General features: G+C 34.8%; 18 protein-coding genes. 7 read left to right on the forward strand and 11 right to left on the reverse strand.

All coding sequences use genetic code 11. The features are described 5' to 3' along the window. Window positions 1–70: 70 nt before the first annotated feature. The 4 genes from rpsO to I5M07_RS11175 form a co-directional block, all read right to left on the reverse strand. The gene (gene rpsO / locus I5M07_RS11160; protein ID WP_200106522.1) at window positions 71–340 is read right to left on the reverse strand and encodes a 30S ribosomal protein S15; all 270 of its coding nucleotides are present in this window, start codon (window positions 338–340) and stop codon (window positions 71–73) included. A 97-nt stretch (window positions 341–437) separates the two neighbouring features. Continuing rightward, window positions 438–1,148 carry an energy transducer TonB gene (locus I5M07_RS11165; protein ID WP_200106523.1) on the reverse strand — a complete coding sequence of 237 codons (711 nt, stop codon included), beginning with the start codon at window positions 1,146–1,148 and terminating at the stop codon, window positions 438–440. Next, window positions 1,099–1,407: a hypothetical protein gene (locus tag I5M07_RS11170; RefSeq protein WP_200106524.1), complete on the reverse strand. Its 309-nt coding sequence runs from the start codon at window positions 1,405–1,407 to the stop codon at window positions 1,099–1,101. Before I5M07_RS11170 ends, I5M07_RS11165 begins: the two co-directional genes overlap by 50 nt. Before the next feature lie 38 nt (window positions 1,408–1,445). Then, window positions 1,446–1,901: a GAF domain-containing protein gene (locus I5M07_RS11175; RefSeq protein ID WP_200106525.1), complete on the reverse strand. Its 456-nt coding sequence runs from the start codon at window positions 1,899–1,901 to the stop codon at window positions 1,446–1,448. A 71-nt stretch (window positions 1,902–1,972) separates the two neighbouring features. On the opposite strand from I5M07_RS11175, the gene xrtF reads away from it, so the two are divergent. The 6 genes from xrtF (at window position 1,973) to I5M07_RS11205 (ending at window position 6,659) form a co-directional block, all read left to right on the forward strand. After that, window positions 1,973–2,503, forward strand: coding sequence for an exosortase family protein XrtF (gene xrtF, locus I5M07_RS11180; protein WP_200106526.1), 531 nt, complete (start codon window positions 1,973–1,975; stop codon window positions 2,501–2,503). Continuing rightward, the gene (locus I5M07_RS11185) at window positions 2,493–2,939 is read left to right on the forward strand and encodes an exosortase F system-associated membrane protein (RefSeq protein WP_200106527.1); all 447 of its coding nucleotides are present in this window, start codon (window positions 2,493–2,495) and stop codon (window positions 2,937–2,939) included. Before xrtF ends, I5M07_RS11185 begins: the two co-directional genes overlap by 11 nt. Before the next feature lie 38 nt (window positions 2,940–2,977). Continuing rightward, the gene (locus I5M07_RS11190; protein WP_200106528.1) at window positions 2,978–3,376 is read left to right on the forward strand and encodes an HYC_CC_PP family protein; all 399 of its coding nucleotides are present in this window, start codon (window positions 2,978–2,980) and stop codon (window positions 3,374–3,376) included. Window positions 3,377–3,477: 101 nt separating this feature from the next. Then, window positions 3,478–5,487: a TonB-dependent receptor plug domain-containing protein gene (locus I5M07_RS11195; RefSeq protein ID WP_200106529.1), complete on the forward strand. Its 2,010-nt coding sequence runs from the start codon at window positions 3,478–3,480 to the stop codon at window positions 5,485–5,487. An 18-nt stretch (window positions 5,488–5,505) separates the two neighbouring features. Continuing rightward, on the forward strand, window positions 5,506–5,850 hold the full coding sequence (locus I5M07_RS11200; protein WP_200106530.1) for a heavy-metal-associated domain-containing protein: 345 nt from the start codon (window positions 5,506–5,508) through the stop codon (window positions 5,848–5,850). Window positions 5,851–5,978: 128 nt separating this feature from the next. Beyond that, on the forward strand, window positions 5,979–6,659 hold the full coding sequence (locus I5M07_RS11205) for a DedA family protein (protein WP_200106531.1): 681 nt from the start codon (window positions 5,979–5,981) through the stop codon (window positions 6,657–6,659). 70 nt (window positions 6,660–6,729) lie between these two features. On the opposite strand, the gene groL is transcribed toward I5M07_RS11205, so the two are convergent. The 7 genes from groL to miaB form a co-directional block, all read right to left on the reverse strand. Then, on the reverse strand, window positions 6,730–8,361 hold the full coding sequence (gene groL / locus I5M07_RS11210) for a chaperonin GroEL (protein WP_200106532.1): 1,632 nt from the start codon (window positions 8,359–8,361) through the stop codon (window positions 6,730–6,732). Between the two features lie 54 nt (window positions 8,362–8,415). Beyond that, window positions 8,416–8,691 carry a co-chaperone GroES gene (locus tag I5M07_RS11215; RefSeq protein ID WP_200106533.1) on the reverse strand — a complete coding sequence of 92 codons (276 nt, stop codon included), beginning with the start codon at window positions 8,689–8,691 and terminating at the stop codon, window positions 8,416–8,418. Between the two features lie 143 nt (window positions 8,692–8,834). Beyond that, a complete protein-coding gene (gene secG / locus I5M07_RS11220; protein ID WP_200106534.1) occupies window positions 8,835–9,176 on the reverse strand; it encodes a preprotein translocase subunit SecG in 342 nt (113 codons plus the stop codon). Window positions 9,177–9,179: 3 nt separating this feature from the next. Continuing rightward, on the reverse strand, window positions 9,180–10,073 hold the full coding sequence (locus tag I5M07_RS11225) for a tetratricopeptide repeat protein (RefSeq protein ID WP_200106535.1): 894 nt from the start codon (window positions 10,071–10,073) through the stop codon (window positions 9,180–9,182). Between the two features lie 31 nt (window positions 10,074–10,104). Then, complete coding sequence (locus I5M07_RS11230) at window positions 10,105–10,608, reverse strand: LptE family protein (protein WP_200106536.1); 504 nt, start codon at window positions 10,606–10,608, stop codon at window positions 10,105–10,107. Window positions 10,609–10,676: 68 nt separating this feature from the next. Next, the gene (locus tag I5M07_RS11235; protein WP_200106537.1) at window positions 10,677–11,936 is read right to left on the reverse strand and encodes a sigma-54 interaction domain-containing protein; all 1,260 of its coding nucleotides are present in this window, start codon (window positions 11,934–11,936) and stop codon (window positions 10,677–10,679) included. Between the two features lie 80 nt (window positions 11,937–12,016). Then, complete coding sequence (gene miaB, locus I5M07_RS11240; protein ID WP_200106538.1) at window positions 12,017–13,465, reverse strand: tRNA (N6-isopentenyl adenosine(37)-C2)-methylthiotransferase MiaB; 1,449 nt, start codon at window positions 13,463–13,465, stop codon at window positions 12,017–12,019. A 370-nt stretch (window positions 13,466–13,835) separates the two neighbouring features. On the opposite strand from miaB, the gene topA reads away from it, so the two are divergent. Then, window positions 13,836–16,346 carry a type I DNA topoisomerase gene (topA, locus tag I5M07_RS11245; protein WP_200106539.1) on the forward strand — a complete coding sequence of 837 codons (2,511 nt, stop codon included), beginning with the start codon at window positions 13,836–13,838 and terminating at the stop codon, window positions 16,344–16,346. Window positions 16,347–16,350 lie beyond the last annotated feature (4 nt).

Below are 16,350 nucleotides of genomic sequence, written 5' to 3' on the forward strand. Positions count from 1 at the left end.
ATGAAAAACCAAACTTTTTTTTGTAATATATAAAAACAAAAAGAGGCGCGCAAGCACCTCTTTTATTGTATTATTTTCTAATACCCAATTCTTTGATAATTTCACGATATCTGTTGATTTCTTTCTTTTTCAAGTAATCTAACAAAGATCGTCTTTTACCTACCAATTTAACCAATGAACGCTCTGTGTTGTAATCGTGACGATTTTGTTTCAAGTGTTCAGTTAAGTGGTTGATTCTAAATGTGAACAAAGCGATTTGTCCTTCTGCAGATCCAGTATTTTCTGCTTTACCTCCGTGTTTAGCGAAGATTTCTGATTTTACTTCTTTAGTTAAGTACATGCTAATATTATTTAATGATTATTATGTATGTCTGTTATAGACGGCTGCAAAAGTACTATATTATTTTGAATTTCAAATTATGAACCTTTAATTATTTTTAATTGGCCGGTTGGATAGTAATGGGTAATGAATATAAAACCCTTACTTTTCGTCCTCTTTGTTCTCCAGGATTCCAGTTTTCTGCCTCATTTAAAACTCTTATGGCTTCGGCTCCCGTTCCATGACCAATATCTCTTAATATTTTGGGTTCAGTTATTTTACCATCTTTATCCACTATAAAGCTCGTGTAGATTTTTCCTTTCAAACCTTTTGGTAATTTGCTTGTATTGTAATTTTTACCAATAAAATGATAAAAAGACATGATGCCATTTTTTGGCTCTGGTTTTTTTTCTAAAGCGTCATAGGTTGTTTCGGTACCCTTTTCGTCTGTTGTGGTTCCTGTAACAAATTTTCCGTTGTTGTAATATTCATTGTATTTTATATTTGGATTTACAACCCAACCTTGCCAATTACCATCTTTAAAACCATTTTTTATATTTCCTTTTCCATAGAATCGTTCGAGGCTTTCTTCATAATAACCATTGCCATCAGTTACTTTTTGCGTTCCATTTTCGTCCCAATATTGCTTTATTTTGTGTTGTGTATGGTTTGTTTTGGAATCTTCAATAAATACTGCTTCTAGTTTTTTCGAACCATTTTCATACCATTCAAAATCGTTTCCATTAGTACGTCCTTTAATGTAATTTGTTTCCGATTTTTTAGTGCCATTTTTGTAATAATAAGTTGCTTTTCCCTCTTTTGTGGCCATCGTAAAACTTTGAAGTTCCTTCCATTCGTAGTTCTCCAGAACGGTAATATTCTAAGACGGTATAATTTTCTTTTTTGAGTCTAGAATCTTTAATTACTCGTATGTATTGATAATCTTTTGATTTGGTTTGGGTACTTTTAGAGTCTAGATAATAAAATTTGTCGTTTTGAGAAAGTTCTAGTTCCTTATTTTCGTGGGTTTGTGAGAAAGCGAATTGAATAGTAATCAGAAAACATAGTGCGAGTAAAGTTTTTTTCATTTTGCAATGGTTGGTTTTGGTTAGTTAATGTTTAGTTTTTAAAATAGCTTCGCTACTTCTTGATTTACAAATTCTAAAAAGCGTTCGTCGGCTTCGGTAAAGGGATCAATAACGTGGCTGTCAATGTCAATTTGGCCAATATTTTTTCCGTTTACAAAAAGTGGTACTACAATTTCAGATTCTACTGTAAAACTACACGCAATATAGTTGTCTTGCGCCGAAACATCGGGCACTACAAAATTAGCATTGCTTTCGGCTACTTGTCCGCAAATGCCTTTCCCAAACGGAATTACCGTGTGATCTGTTGGAGCGCCAACATACGGGCCTAAGTGCAAGGTTTTATTGTCGTGGTTGGCAAAATAAAAGCCTACCCAATTGTAATAAGAAACCTGTTGGTTTAAAAGTTCGCAAATTGCCAATAATTTTTGATCACGAGATAAAGGGGTTTCGCTTATAATAGAACGTACTTTTGGTTGTAATTCTTGAAATGTCATTTTGAAATTTTTTTAGACAAATGTATTTAATGCTCTTTTTAAAAAATGTATATTTTTGTTAAAAAAATCACTTGAGAAAATACATCCAACAATACCGACCTTTTTTACTTTTTTTGGGAACATTTTTTTTAGTGTATGTGGTTTTGACATTTTTGTATCAACAGTATTTAAGTAGTTTTGATGATACAAAATCGGATGGTATAACGGCATTGGTGAGTCAGCAAGTAGAATCGGTTTTGCAATGGGCAGGTTTTCAGGTTAGCGTAACACCTGTTTTAAACGAATGGTATCTTACGTATCAAAATACAGCCGTAATCCGAATTGTAGAAGGTTGTAATGCAGTGAGTGTTTTTATTTTATTTGTTTCTTTTATAGCCGCTTTTGCGGGTCGATTTGTAAATACATTCCTTTTTATTATTTTCGGCACTGCTTTTATTTACTTGTTGAATATTTTACGAATTGCCGCCCTGAGTATTCTCTTATACCGATTTCCAGCGTATTCTCATTTATTACACGGTGTTTTATTTCCGCTAGTCATTTATGGAACCGTGTTTGTTTTGTGGTTTTTTTGGGTAACAAAATATTCGAAATATGCCAACTAATAAATTAACGACTTTTAGTGTAATCTCTTTATTAGTGATTTTTTTAGCGCTGATTCGTGCCTTTGAAACACATATTTTTTACGATCCTTTTTTGGTATTTTTTAAAGAAGATTTCAAAAATGCGCCCCTTCCAAAATTTGATAGTTGGAAATTAGTACTAAATATTTTATTGCGTTATTTATTGAATACGATGCTTTCTTTAGCTATTATTTTTGTTGTTTTTAAAAAGAAAGCACTCGTACAATTTACGGCTATCTTATATCTGTTTTTTTTTGTGATTTTATTTAGCGGGTTTTATTTTCTTCTTTCTAGTAAAACAACTGTAAATGTTTGGTTGTTGTTTTATGTACGCCGGTTTTTAATACAACCTATTTTCGTTTTGCTTTTTGTACCAGCGTTGTATTATCAAGAGCAAAAAGAAAAAAATAACATTTAATTAGGGCTTGTCATTTTAGTTTTTGGTAAATTTGCCACATGCGTTTCAAAAAGTACACAAGCTTTTTTTTAGTAATTCTGATGTTGGTTTCTAACATCGGATTGGCTTTGAATGTACATTATTGTGGCGAAAATGTGGCTTCGGTATCTTTTGATAAAAAGGTCTACACACCAAAAGAGGAAAAATGTTGTGCCGTTAATAAAACCAATAAAACCTGCTGCAAAGATAAAGTCGTTGTAGTCGAAAAAAAATCGGATAATGCAACGGTAAAATCGTTTTCTTTTGAAATTGCATTGCCTTTTGTTAATCAATTGTACGTTCCTTTGGTTTTTGAGGAAATGTCTTTTTCTCTTCACAGCAAAATACTTCCTTATTATGTGGAGGCTAATGCTCCACCGCTTTATCAACAATACCATCAACTTATTTTTTACGCCTGATTCTTATGGTTTTTTATTTCGAATTTTTGATTTGAAATAATTTTCATTTTGTTCTTTTCGGAACAAGAAAATAAAAATACAACCATAATGAATCATTTTTTATGCAAAAATACATAACACATTTAGTGATGGTTTTGCTATGCATTCCGGTCTTTGCTCAAGAAGATTTGAATGAAGTTAAAATCGTAAAAAAACAAAAGGGGATAAAAAAATCCTATACTGTAACAGGTAATATTTCGACCTTAACTACTAAAGAATTAGCCAAAGCGGCCTGCTGTAATTTAGCCGAAAGTTTTGAAACCAATCCGTCTATTGACGTGAATTTTTCGGATGCGGTAACAGGAAATAAGCAAATTAAAATGCTCGGATTAACCAGTCCGTATTTGATGATTACCGAAGAAAATATTCCCTCGGTAAGAGGTGCTTCGCAGGCTTACGGATTATCATTTACACCCGGAACTTGGGTCGAGAGTATTCAAATAACCAAAGGAGCAGGGAGTGTAGTGAACGGTTACGAAAGTATTTCGGGGCAAATTAACACCGAATTGTTAAAGCCTTTAACGGATGTTCCTTTATTTGTAAATGCCTATGGGTCGACCGATTCGCGATTAGAATTGAATACACAATTTTCCAAAAAACTATCGGATAAATGGGCAACGAGTTTGTTTCTTCATGGCAATACAAGATTGTCTAAAAACGACATGAATAACGACGGATTTTTAGATAATCCGTTAGGAAGACAAATTAATATTCTAAATCGCTACCAATATGCAAACGCCGAAACGGGATTGGTAGGTTTTGTAAGCGTTCGGTATTTGAACGATAAAAAACAATCAGGTGAGGTAGATTTTGATAAAGATACGGATCGCGGTACGACCAATGCTTGGGGAGCCGAAGTCAATACAGAGCGGTTTGATTTGTCAACCAAAATAGGATATGTTTTTCCTGATCAACCGTATCAAAGCATTGGTTTTCAAAATGCATTTAACACGCACAATCAAAAGTCCTATTTTGGATTAAATCAGTATGATATCAAGCAAAACAGTTATTATTCTAATTTGATTTTTAATTCGATTATTGATAATACTAAAAACAAGTTTGCGGCAGGTTTGAATTTTACTTACGACAAATACGAAGAATTTGTGAATGTTACCGATTACAGCAGAATAGATAATTCTGTAGGAGCTTTTTTAGAATATACCTATGATAATTCGGATAATTTTAGTTTGGCTTTAGGCGGAAGGGTAGATAATCACAACCGATTGGGTACTTTTTTTACTCCTCGATTACATGTTAGATACAATCCTTGGGAGTATTCAGTTTTGCGATTTTCTGCCGGAAGAGGGAAGCGAATAGCTAATATTTTTGCCGAAAATCAATCGTTATTTGCATCGTCTCGAGCTATTTCTATTTTAAACGATGGAGGTAAAACGTATGGTTTGAATCCCGAAATAGCTTGGAATTACGGCTTGAGTTTTTCGCAAAAGTTTCGAATTTTTAATAAAAATGCCGAAGCGGTAGTTGATTTTTATCGAACCGATTTTTCAAAACAAGTAGTTGTTGATGTTATGCAAAGTCCACAACAGGCTTTGTTTTATGATTTACAAGGAAAATCGTATGCCAATAGTTTGCAAATCGAATTTAATTTGGAGCCTGTTCACGATTTAAATTTAAGAACCGCCTATAAATTTTATGATTTAAAAACGGATTATTTATCGGGTACTTATCAAAATCCGATGCAAGCTAAAAACCGTTTTTTTGCTAACTTAGAGTATGAAACGCATGCAACTGAGAAAGGAAAACAATGGCGAATGGATTTTACCTTTAACCGAATTGGAAAGCAACAATTGCCTAATACGGCTTCAAACCCAATTAATGAGCAATTACCCGATTTTTCGGCGGCATATTCGTTAATGAATACACAAGTTACACGGGTGTTTTCGGATGTTTTTGAAGTGTATGTAGGAGGGGAGAATATTGGAAATTACCAACAGCCACGTGCTATTTTAGGTAGTGAAAATCCGTTTGGTCCGTATTTTGATGCTTCTATGGTTTATGCGCCTATTTTTGGACAAATGTATTACGCGGGATTGCGTTTTAAAATAAAATAATTTTTAAATACTATAAAGATGAAACAGTTATTGATATTGTTTTTGTTTTCTTTTTTTGTTGGAAGTACACAAGCACAAGAAAAGAAGAATAAAAATTTAAAATATACGACTGAGGTTAATGGAAATTGTGAGCAATGTAAAAAGCGTATTGAAAAAGCGGCTTACGGCGTTTCCGGAGTTAAAATGGCTAGTTGGGATGTGGATACACATCAACTATCAGTTATTTTAAATGAAGAAAAATGCTCGCCAGCTGATTTGAAAAATGCTATTGCTAAAGCAGGGCACGATACTGATAGTGTTAAAGCTACTACAACGGCATATGAAGGATTGCATAGTTGTTGCAAGTACGATAGAGAACCATAAAAAGCAAGAGCCCAAACAACCGTTTGGGCTCTTGTTAGTTAATTTAATTTTAAATTGCGAAAATAGATTGTATTAAAAATTTATTATTGCTATTTTCACAATCTTATAAATACTATAGCCTGATTTCTATGAATAATTTTGAATGGACTCAATTGCTCAACCCCGAGTTTTATATTACTTTTAGTGTTGGCGGAATTCAAATCGGATTGTTTATAGTATTGTTTATCGTTTTTGCCGAAACTGGTTTGTTTGCTGGTTTTTTCTTGCCAGGTGATAGTTTGTTGTTTTTATCCGGAATTTACAGTCGCGATTTAATCGAAAATGTTATGGTATTGCCAAGCGATTTCCTAAACGTTTTTATTTTGGCTGTTTTGGTAGGAACGGCAGGAATTTTTGGTAACATGATGGGGTATTGGTTTGGAGCAAAAAGTGGCTATTATTTATTTAAAAAAGAAGATACTTTTTGGTTCAAGAAAAAATACCTTTTACAGTCAAAAGATTTCTTCGAAAAGTATGGTGGAAAGGCAATTATTTATGCTCGTTTTTTACCAATTTTTAGAACGTTTGCACCCATTGTAGCTGGAATTGTTTCGATGGACAAAAAGAAATTTATGTATTTTAATATTTTGAGTTCTTTTTTATGGTCCTTTTTGTTGATTTTTGCCGGGCACTATTTGTATGGCGTATTTTTGGATTTTGGAATTGACTTAAAACATTACATTGAATATATTATCATTGTGATAATTCTAATTTCTACAATTCCAGTTTTTATAAAATTACTCAAAAAAAGACCTGCAGATAAAATATAATAATTTTTCATAAAACATAAAAAAATCCGAAGCTTTATAAACTTCGGATTTTTTGTTTTTCATGTTGATATTACATCATTCCTGGCATTCCGCCTCCCATTGGCATTCCGCCTCCGGCATTTTCTTCTTTAATATCGATTAAGGCACATTCAGTAGTTAAAATCATTCCCGAAACAGATGCAGCATTTTCAAGTGCAACACGTGTTACTTTTTTAGGATCAATAATACCGGCTTTTAACATGTCCACATATTCGTCAGTTTTTGCATTGTAACCAAAATCACCTTTTCCTTCGGCAACTTTCGAAACTACTACAGATCCTTCCAATCCAGCATTTTCAACAATTGTACGAAGAGGCGATTCTACAGCACGAGATACAATTTTGATTCCCGTTGCTTCATCAGCATTGTCTGCTTTTAAAGCTTCTAATGATGCTTTTGCTCGTAACAGCGCCACACCACCTCCGGCAACAATTCCTTCTTCAACAGCTGCACGAGTTGCATGTAAGGCATCGTCAACACGGTCTTTTTTCTCTTTCATTTCTACTTCAGATGCCGCACCAACATAAAGAACAGCAACACCTCCAGCTAATTTAGCCAAACGCTCTTGCAATTTTTCTTTATCATAATCAGATGTGGTCGTTTCCATCTGGCCTTTGATTTGGTTTACGCGGTTTTTAATCATATCTGCTTCGCCAGCGCCGCTTACAATAGTAGTGTTGTCTTTATCGATAGTTACACGTTTAGCAGTCCCTAACATTTCGATAGTAGTGTTCTCAAGGGTGTATCCTCTTTCTTCAGAAATAACAGTACCACCAGTTAAAATTGCAATATCTTCCAACATGGCTTTTCTTCTGTCGCCAAAACCAGGTGCTTTTACGGCTGCAATTTTTAAGGCTCCTCGTAATTTGTTAACTACTAAAGTAGATAAAGCTTCACCATCAACATCTTCCGCAATAATCAATAATGGTTTTCCTGATTGTGCTACCGGCTCTAAAACAGGTAATAATTCTTTTAGAGAAGATACTTTTTTGTCGTATAATAAAATGTATGGACTATCTAATTCGGTTTCCATTTTTTCTGGGTTGGTAACAAAATAAGGAGATAAATAGCCTCTATCAAATTGCATACCTTCCACTACGTCAACATAGGTATCTGTTCCTTTTGCTTCTTCCACAGTGATAACACCTTCTTTACCTACTTTTGCGAAAGCATTAGCAATCAATTCGCCGATGATATCGTCGTTATTGGCAGATATAGAAGCAATTTGTTTGATTTTATCCGAATCGCTTCCTACTACTTTAGCTTGTTTTGCAAGGTCGGCTACAATCGCTTCAACCGCTTTATCAATTCCGCGTTTCAAGTCCATTGGATTTGCTCCCGCGGCTACGTTTTTCAAACCTTCTTTTACAATCGCTTGGGCTAAAACGGTAGCAGTTGTTGTTCCGTCACCTGCTAAATCATTGGTTTTAGAGGCTACTTCTTTTACCATTTGAGCTCCCATGTTTTCAAGAGCATCTTTTAATTCGATTTCTTTTGCTACAGAAACACCATCTTTAGTAACTGTTGGACCACCAAACGACTTTCCAATAATTACATTACGACCTTTTGGTCCTAAAGTTACTTTTACAGCATTTGCCAATGCATCAACACCACGTTTTAATCCGTCACGTGCTTCAATATCAAATTTTATATCTTTTGCCATTTTTATTTAAATTTTAATTCTCTTAATACTTAATTCTATAAACTTAATGCGTTTTTAAATAATTGCAAGAATATCATCTTCTCTCATAATAAGATAATCAGTTCCTTCTAATTTTAATTCGGTACCAGCATATTTTCCGTAGAGAACAGTATCTCCTACTTTTACGGTCATTGCATGGTCTTTGGTTCCGTTTCCAACAGCAACAACAGTTCCTTTTTGTGGTTTTTCTTTTGCTGTATCTGGAATAAAAATCCCTGACGCAGTTTTAGTTTCAGCTGCTACAGGTTCAATAAGCACGCGGTCTGAAAGCGGTTTAATGTTTAAAGTCATGATTTTATATTATTAAAGTTTAACAATTTTTATTACTGCTTTTTTACTTTCAGAAATTATGCCAGCTCTCGAAAACTGACATTATTTCTTATAAAAAATGCCAGCTTTGACAGGCTGGCATTTTAAGTATGGTATGATAAAATTTAATTAGCTGGAGTAGTTGCTGGAGCTTCTTGAACTGGCGCTGCAGGAGCAGGAGCTGGTGCAGAAGAAGCAGCTGGAGTTTCAATGATTTTAGATTCGCTATCACTCAAAGAACCGGTAAAAGCCAAACTTGATAGTAAAATTAAAGAAATCAAAATCGTAGCTAATGTCCAAGTGCTTTTATCTAAAAAATCAGTAGTTTTTTGTACACCACCCATCATTTGCGAACCACCTAAATTAGAGTCTAATCCGCCTCCTTTTGGGTTTTGAACCATGATTACTACTACCAATAGAAAACATACTATTGTGATTAATACTAAAAAAATTGAAAATGTGCTCATTGCTTAATTGTTATTGTTGTTTTGTTGTAATGTCTTAATATCCGAAATACGGTCTGCAAAGAAACTAATTTTTTCTGGATATTTCAAAATTAATATTTCATATGCTTGAATTGCTTTGGTGTATTTTTTTTGTTCCAAATAAACACGAGCCAACGTCTCGGTCATCAAATAGGTATTGTCTTCTTTATTAATGTCTATTTGAACTGTTGAAGCGGATGACGCTTTTATCGGACTTATTTTAGGATTGCTTTCGATGAAACGATCTATTAGTTCAGCCTTTTTTTTCTTTTCCTCATCGATTGAGTCGGTTGAGGTATTGTTTTCATTGGTTGAGGTAGCAAGTGGAATTGACTTTTCTTCTTTTCGTTGGATGGGTTGCACGCGCGATAATTGTAGCCATTCCTGAAATGAATGTTTTTCGTTTGAAGAAAAATCCAATGGTTTGCCTAAGTCTAAATTTTCTTCTACCGTTTTACTACTTTCAGAAACAATTGAATCCGAAACTTGAATCGAGGTTAAAATAGATTTTTCTAACGGATCAATTGTAGTAAGGTTTTCTGTTATATTGGGTTTTTCTGCCACAACATGTTCCATATCTACAATATCCATATCCAAAAGGGCTAATTCTTTTTTCTCAAAATACTCTTTTTGGATAGTCGTAAAATTTGTAGATGTGATAAAATCGAATAAAACACTGCGGTCTGTCGTATGTGCTGCGGTAACTTTTAGCGCATAATTGTATTTGAAACTGTTGGCGTTGTATAAACCTTTTAAGCGCAATGATCTAGCGCTTTGAAAATACGGGAATTCATTTAAAACAGTAGTCAAATCATCCGTATTTTTTTCGGTGATTGTTTCGGGTTTGTTGAGTAAATACGTATAATCAGTGCTATTCATTATCTATTAATTAGGTTTTTTTGTTGTAAAATTACCATTTAGCCAACGACTCATTAAAGATGTCTTGTGTGATACGATCAAAAATTTCATCGAGGGCTGTGTTTAAAGCACTACCTACCAATTGCGTACTTGCTGGGTAATCGTAGTAAAACTCAAATGTTCTTTCAAAATCGTCGGTCTCTTTATTTTTGTTGGTAAAACGAACATTTACCCGAATTGTTAACCTGTTTTGTGCTGCTTTTTGATCGGCAGTTGCAGTCATAGGCGTTATGCGGTAGCTTGTTATTTCTCCTTCATATTTTAAATCGCCACCATTGCTTACTAAGCTTAAATTGGTTTGATTTTGTATTAAATCTTGCAAAGCCAATGTAAAAGTTCTGTCGATTCCCGGTTCAATTAAATCGGCTTGATTTTGAAAAAAGCCAACTTGAAACGTTTTAGCATCTATTTTTCCGGTTCCCGTAAAATTGTAAACAGAACAACTGCTAAAAGTTACTGTAATAAAAAGGATGGTTATGTAGTGTATGTATTTCATTTTTGAGGTGTAAAACCAATGATTTTTAAATCGGTATTTGTTTTTTAATTGTCTGTAAAGTATAAAACTTATAAATCAAATTGTTTGATTTTTCGGTACAAAGTGCGCTCCGAGATGCCAAGTTCTTCAGCAGCAGCTTTTCGTTTTCCTTTGTTTTTTTCTAGTGATTTTTTAATCATTTCGATTTCTTTTTGCTCGAGTTTTAAGATTTCTTCTTCCTCAATAGTTTCGGCAAACAAATAATTATCGTCGTCATTTTGGTCAAACACTTCCGGATGAGATGGTGCCGGAATTACCGCAGTTCGGGGTTGTTCTTCAAAAGCTATTTCGCTGTCTTTTTCGGGATTACCGTAGATTTTCTGAATTAAGTGTTTGTTATTTTCTTTAACATTTGCACTTCCGTTTTGCATCAATTCTAGAGTCAATTTTTTTAAATCGTGCAAATCGTTTTTCATATCAAAAAGCACTTTGTATAAAATTTCTCGTTCGGTACTAAAATCACTTTCTTTTTTTCCATCGGAAACCACAGAAGGTAGATTACTTCCTTCAGAAGGTAAATAGGATAAGAGTGTTTCGGCAGTTATATCTCTATTGGTTTCCAAAACCGAAATTTGTTCAGCCACATTTCGCAATTGTCGCACATTTCCGCTCCACCTGAATTTTTGTAAAATATCCACCGCTCTTTCGTCTAGTTTTAAAGGTGGCATTTTGTATTTGTGGGCAAAATCAGAAACAAATTTACGAAACAATAAATGGATGTCGTCTTTACGCTCACGAAGTGCTGGTAGTGTAATTTCGACTGTACTCAATCTGTAATACAAATCTTCGCGAAATTTCCCTTTTTCGATAGCATTAAATAAATTAACATTGGTAGCGGCTACAATTCGGACATTGGTTTTTTGTACTTGCGATGAACCTACTTTAATGAATTCGCCATTTTCTAAAACACGCAGCAAACGGACTTGTGTGGTTAACGGCAATTCGCCCACTTCATCTAAAAATATGGTTCCGCCATCTGCCACTTCAAAATAACCTTCGCGGGTACTGGTGGCTCCGGTAAAAGCGCCTTTTTCATGTCCGAATAATTCACTGTCTATTGTTCCTTCGGGAATGGCACCGCAGTTTACGGCAATATATTTTCCGTGTTTTCGATGGGAAAGCGAATGAATTATTTTCGGAATACTTTCTTTGCCAACACCGCTTTCTCCGGTAACCATTACCGAAATATCAGTTGGTGCAACTTGTATCGCTTTTTCGATGGCGCGATTCAGTTTTGGGTCGTTACCAATTATTTCAAATCGTTGTTTTATTGCTTGTACTGTTTCCATGTATCTGTAAAAGAATTGGTTTTGAGTTTTCAAATTAAAGATAGCCTAAAATTTGAAAGCATTTATTTGAAATGATGTTTTTAATTCATATCCGAATAGCCAACGGCTTCGCCTCGTAGAGTTGCGCTGGTGCAAGAGGTGATTTTTACATTTACAAAATCGCCAATTTTATAATTTTCTTTCGGAAAAACCACCGTGATGTTTTGCGAATTTCGTCCTGAAAACTCTTGATGTGATTTTTTCGAAACTTTTTCAATGAGTACTTCTACGGTTTGGTTAACAAACTCTTGGGTGCGAATTAAGGAATGTTTTTGTTGTAAATCGACAATTTCTTGTAAACGTCGGGCTTTTGTAGTTTCTGGAACATCATCTTCCATTTTTCTGCCGGCTAAAGTTCCCGGACGTTCCGAATACGAATACATATAACCAAAATTGTATTTTACATATTCCATTAAATCCAAAGTGTCTTGATGATCTTGTTCTGTTTCGGTAGGGAAACCGGTTATCATGTCTTGTGTTATGGCAGCATCTGGCAATATTCTTCGGATGTTTTTAATCAATTCCATATATTCCGCTCTAGTATGCAATCGATTCATAGCAGCCAAAATTCGGTCGCTACCCGATTGTACCGGTAAATGGATGTGGTTGCAAATATTAGCATGTTTGGCAATAATATGCAACACGCTTTCGTGCATGTCTTGCGGGTTAGATGTAGAAAATCGAATGCGCATTTTAGGAAAAGTGACCGCCACCATTTCTAATAATTGGTCAAAATTTACTGCGGTTGCTTTTTGCATTTCAGAAGCATTGACGTAATCCTTTTTCAATCCGCCACCATACCACAAATAGCTGTCTACATTTTGGCCTAAGAGTGTCACTTCTTTAAAACCTTTGCTTTCTAAATCTTTAATTTCATCTAAAATGCTATTGGGTTCACGGCTTCTTTCGCGTCCGCGTGTAAACGGAACAACGCAAAACGTACACATATTATCGCAACCTCTAGTTATGGATACAAAGGCTGTAATTCCGTTGCTCATTAATCGCACAGGCGAAATGTCTCCGTAGGTTTCTTCTTTGGAGAGAATTACATTAATCGCTTCCCGACCTTCTTCGACTTCGGCTAATAAATTAGGTAAATCTTTGTACGCATCTGGTCCCACTACTAAATCGACAATTTTTTCTTGTTCTAAAAATTGACTTTTTAAACGTTCGGCCATGCAACCCAAAACGCCTACTTTCATTTTAGGGTTTTTTTGTCTTTTTACGGCATTGTATTTTTCCAGACGTTTGCGAACCGTTTGTTCTGCTTTATCGCGAATCGAACAGGTATTTACCAAAACCAAGTCGGCTTCTTCTAAAATAGTGGTAGTATTATATCCTTGATTTGATAATATAGAAGCCACGACTTCGCTGTCTGAAAAGTTCATAGCGCAGCCATAGCTTTCAATAAAAAGTTTTTTGTTGTTTTCGGGTTTATGCTCTAAAACCAGACTCTCGCCTTGTTTTGTTTCGTCAATCGTTTTTTCCATAAGGCACTTTCAAAATGCGTTTTTAACTAAGTTTGCAAATGTACAAATATTTGATGGTTTCTGACAAGATGGCAGTGTAAGAATTAACAATGTTTTACATTCTTAATTATTAAGGTATAAAAAGTGAGTTTTCCTTTTGATAAATTATTTGATTAGGAACAATTCGGTGAATACTAATAGAAATGTAATAAGCAATTTGCTTTTTTTGAAATGCAAAAATTAAGAAAAGAAACTTTCGGTACGAAATGACTTTTCAGTAAAGTTAAGTAGTGTTAAACGGCTTTAGTAAAACGTAAATTCTTTCAAAATAGAAATCTTAAACCTTTATATTTAAAAAAAACTTCTACTTTTGTCCTAGAAAAATAGAGCAATGGCAAAGAATTTAGTAATAGTGGAGTCGCCTGCAAAAGCGAAAACAATAGAGAAGTTTTTAGGAAGTGATTTTCAAGTGGAGTCGAGTTATGGGCATATAGCCGATTTGCCTTCCAAAGAAATTGGAGTAGATGTAGCAAATGATTTTAAACCTAAATACCAAGTTTCGCCCGATAAAAAAGCTTTAGTCAGCAAGCTGAAAACCTTATCTAAAAATGCCGAAATGGTTTGGTTAGCAAGTGATGAGGATCGCGAGGGAGAGGCTATTTCTTGGCACTTGGCGGAAGAATTAAAATTAGATTCTAAAAAAACGAAACGAATTGTTTTTCACGAAATTACCAAATCGGCTATTTTAAAAGCCATTGATAATCCCCGAGAAATTGATTATAATTTAGTGAATGCGCAGCAAGCACGTAGGGTTTTGGATCGATTGGTTGGTTACGAATTATCTCCGGTGTTATGGCGAAAAATTAAAGGAGGACTTTCTGCGGGTCGTGTGCAATCGGTTTCTGTTCGATTAATTGTAGAGCGCGAACGCGAAATTCAAGATTTTAATGCAGTGGCAACTTATTCGGTTTCAGCCGAATTTAAAAATGAAGATGGCAAAACTTTCAAAGCAAAACTGCCTAAGAATTTCAATACAAAAGAAGAAGCCGAAAATTTCTTAAATCAAAATAAAGGTGCTCGTTTTAAAGTTGCTGATTTAGAAACCAAACCAACAAAAAAATCGCCAACAGCACCTTTTACTACTTCCACTTTACAACAAGAAGCGGCCCGTAAATTATACTTGCCTGTTGGAATTACGATGCAATTGGCGCAACGTTTGTACGAAGCAGGGTTGATTACCTATATGAGAACCGACAGCGTCAATCTTTCTAAAGAAGCCATGGATGCTGCCGAAGCGGAAATTATAAAATCCTACGGAAAAGAATATGCTAAACCGAGGGTTTTTTCAAATAAAAATAAAGGAGCTCAAGAAGCTCACGAGGCTATTAGGCCAACAGATATGTCACGCCATACGGTTAATATTGACCGCGACCAAGCTCGTTTGTACGATTTAATTTGGAAAAGAACGCTTGCTTCTCAAATGAGTGATGCCAAATTGGAACGTACCAATGTGAAAATTGAAGCTGATAAACATTCTGAATTATTTGCAGCCACTGGTGAAGTATTGCTTTTTGAAGGCTTTTTGAAAGTATATTTAGAAGGTCACGATGACGACGAAGAAGAGCAAGAAGGAATGTTGCCTGCGATGAAATTAAATGAAAAGTTGCAAAACAATTATATTACGGCAACCGAACGTTATTCAAGACCGCCTGCAAGATATACGGAAGCTTCTTTGGTTAAAAAATTAGAAGAATTGGGTATTGGTCGTCCTTCAACTTATGCGCCAACCATTTCTACTATTATCAACAGAAATTATGTTGAAAAAGGAACTTTAGAAGGTCAAGAACGTGATTATACACAATTGACTTTTCAAAATGATAAACTAGTAGAAAAAACACTTAAAGAAAATACAGGTTCGGATAAAGGGAAATTAGTGCCAACGGATATTGGAACTATTGTAACCGACTTTTTGGTGAAGAATTTCGAAACTATTTTAGATTATAACTTTACAGCAAAGGTTGAACAAGATTTTGATGAAATAGCCGAAGGAAATATTGATTGGGCTTATATGATGAAGGAATTTTACGACAAGTTTCATCCCAATGTAAAAGATGTGGAGGCAAATGCAGAGCGTGAAAGCGGTGAGCGTATATTAGGTGTTGATCCAGCTACTGGTAAACAAGTTTCGGTTCGTTTGGGTAAATTTGGCCCGATGGCTCAAATTGGTGAAGCGGATGATGAGGATAAAAAATTCGCAAGTTTAATGACCGATCAGAATATCGGAAACATCACACTAGAAGAAGCACTGAATTTGTTTTTGTTGCCTAAATCTTTAGGGGAATATAAAGGGGAAGAAGTAGAGGTAAATAATGGTCGTTTTGGTCCTTATGTGCGACACGGAAGTGTTTTTATTTCCTTGCCAAAAGGCGAAGATCCTTTAGGAGTTTCTAAAGAAAGAGCGCATGAATTAATTGATGAAAAGGCTTTAGCCGATGCGCCAATTGCTACATATAAAGGAGAGCCGGTGCAAAAAGGAGTAGGGCGTTTTGGGCCATTTTTAAAGTGGAACGGCATTTTTATTAATGTCTCTAAAAAGTTTGATTTTGATAATTTATCTAAGGCGGATATTGAGTTTTTGATTGAAGATAAATTGCAAAAAAATATCGATAAAGTAATTCACAATTGGGAAGAAGAAGGTATTCTGGTTGAGAAGGCGCGTTGGGGGCGTTCAGTAATTACAAAAGGCAAAATCAAAATAGAATTGAGTAAAGATATTGATGCTTCTAAATTAACCTTAGATCAGGTTAAAGAGATGATCGCTCAAAAAACACCTGCCAAGAAAACAGCAGCTAAAAAAACGACTACTAAAACAGCTACCAAAAAAACAACTAAAAAGAAATAATAGT

Source organism: Flavobacterium agrisoli, assembly GCF_016522065.1.
Classification (GTDB): Bacteria; Bacteroidota; Bacteroidia; order Flavobacteriales; family Flavobacteriaceae; genus Flavobacterium; species Flavobacterium agrisoli.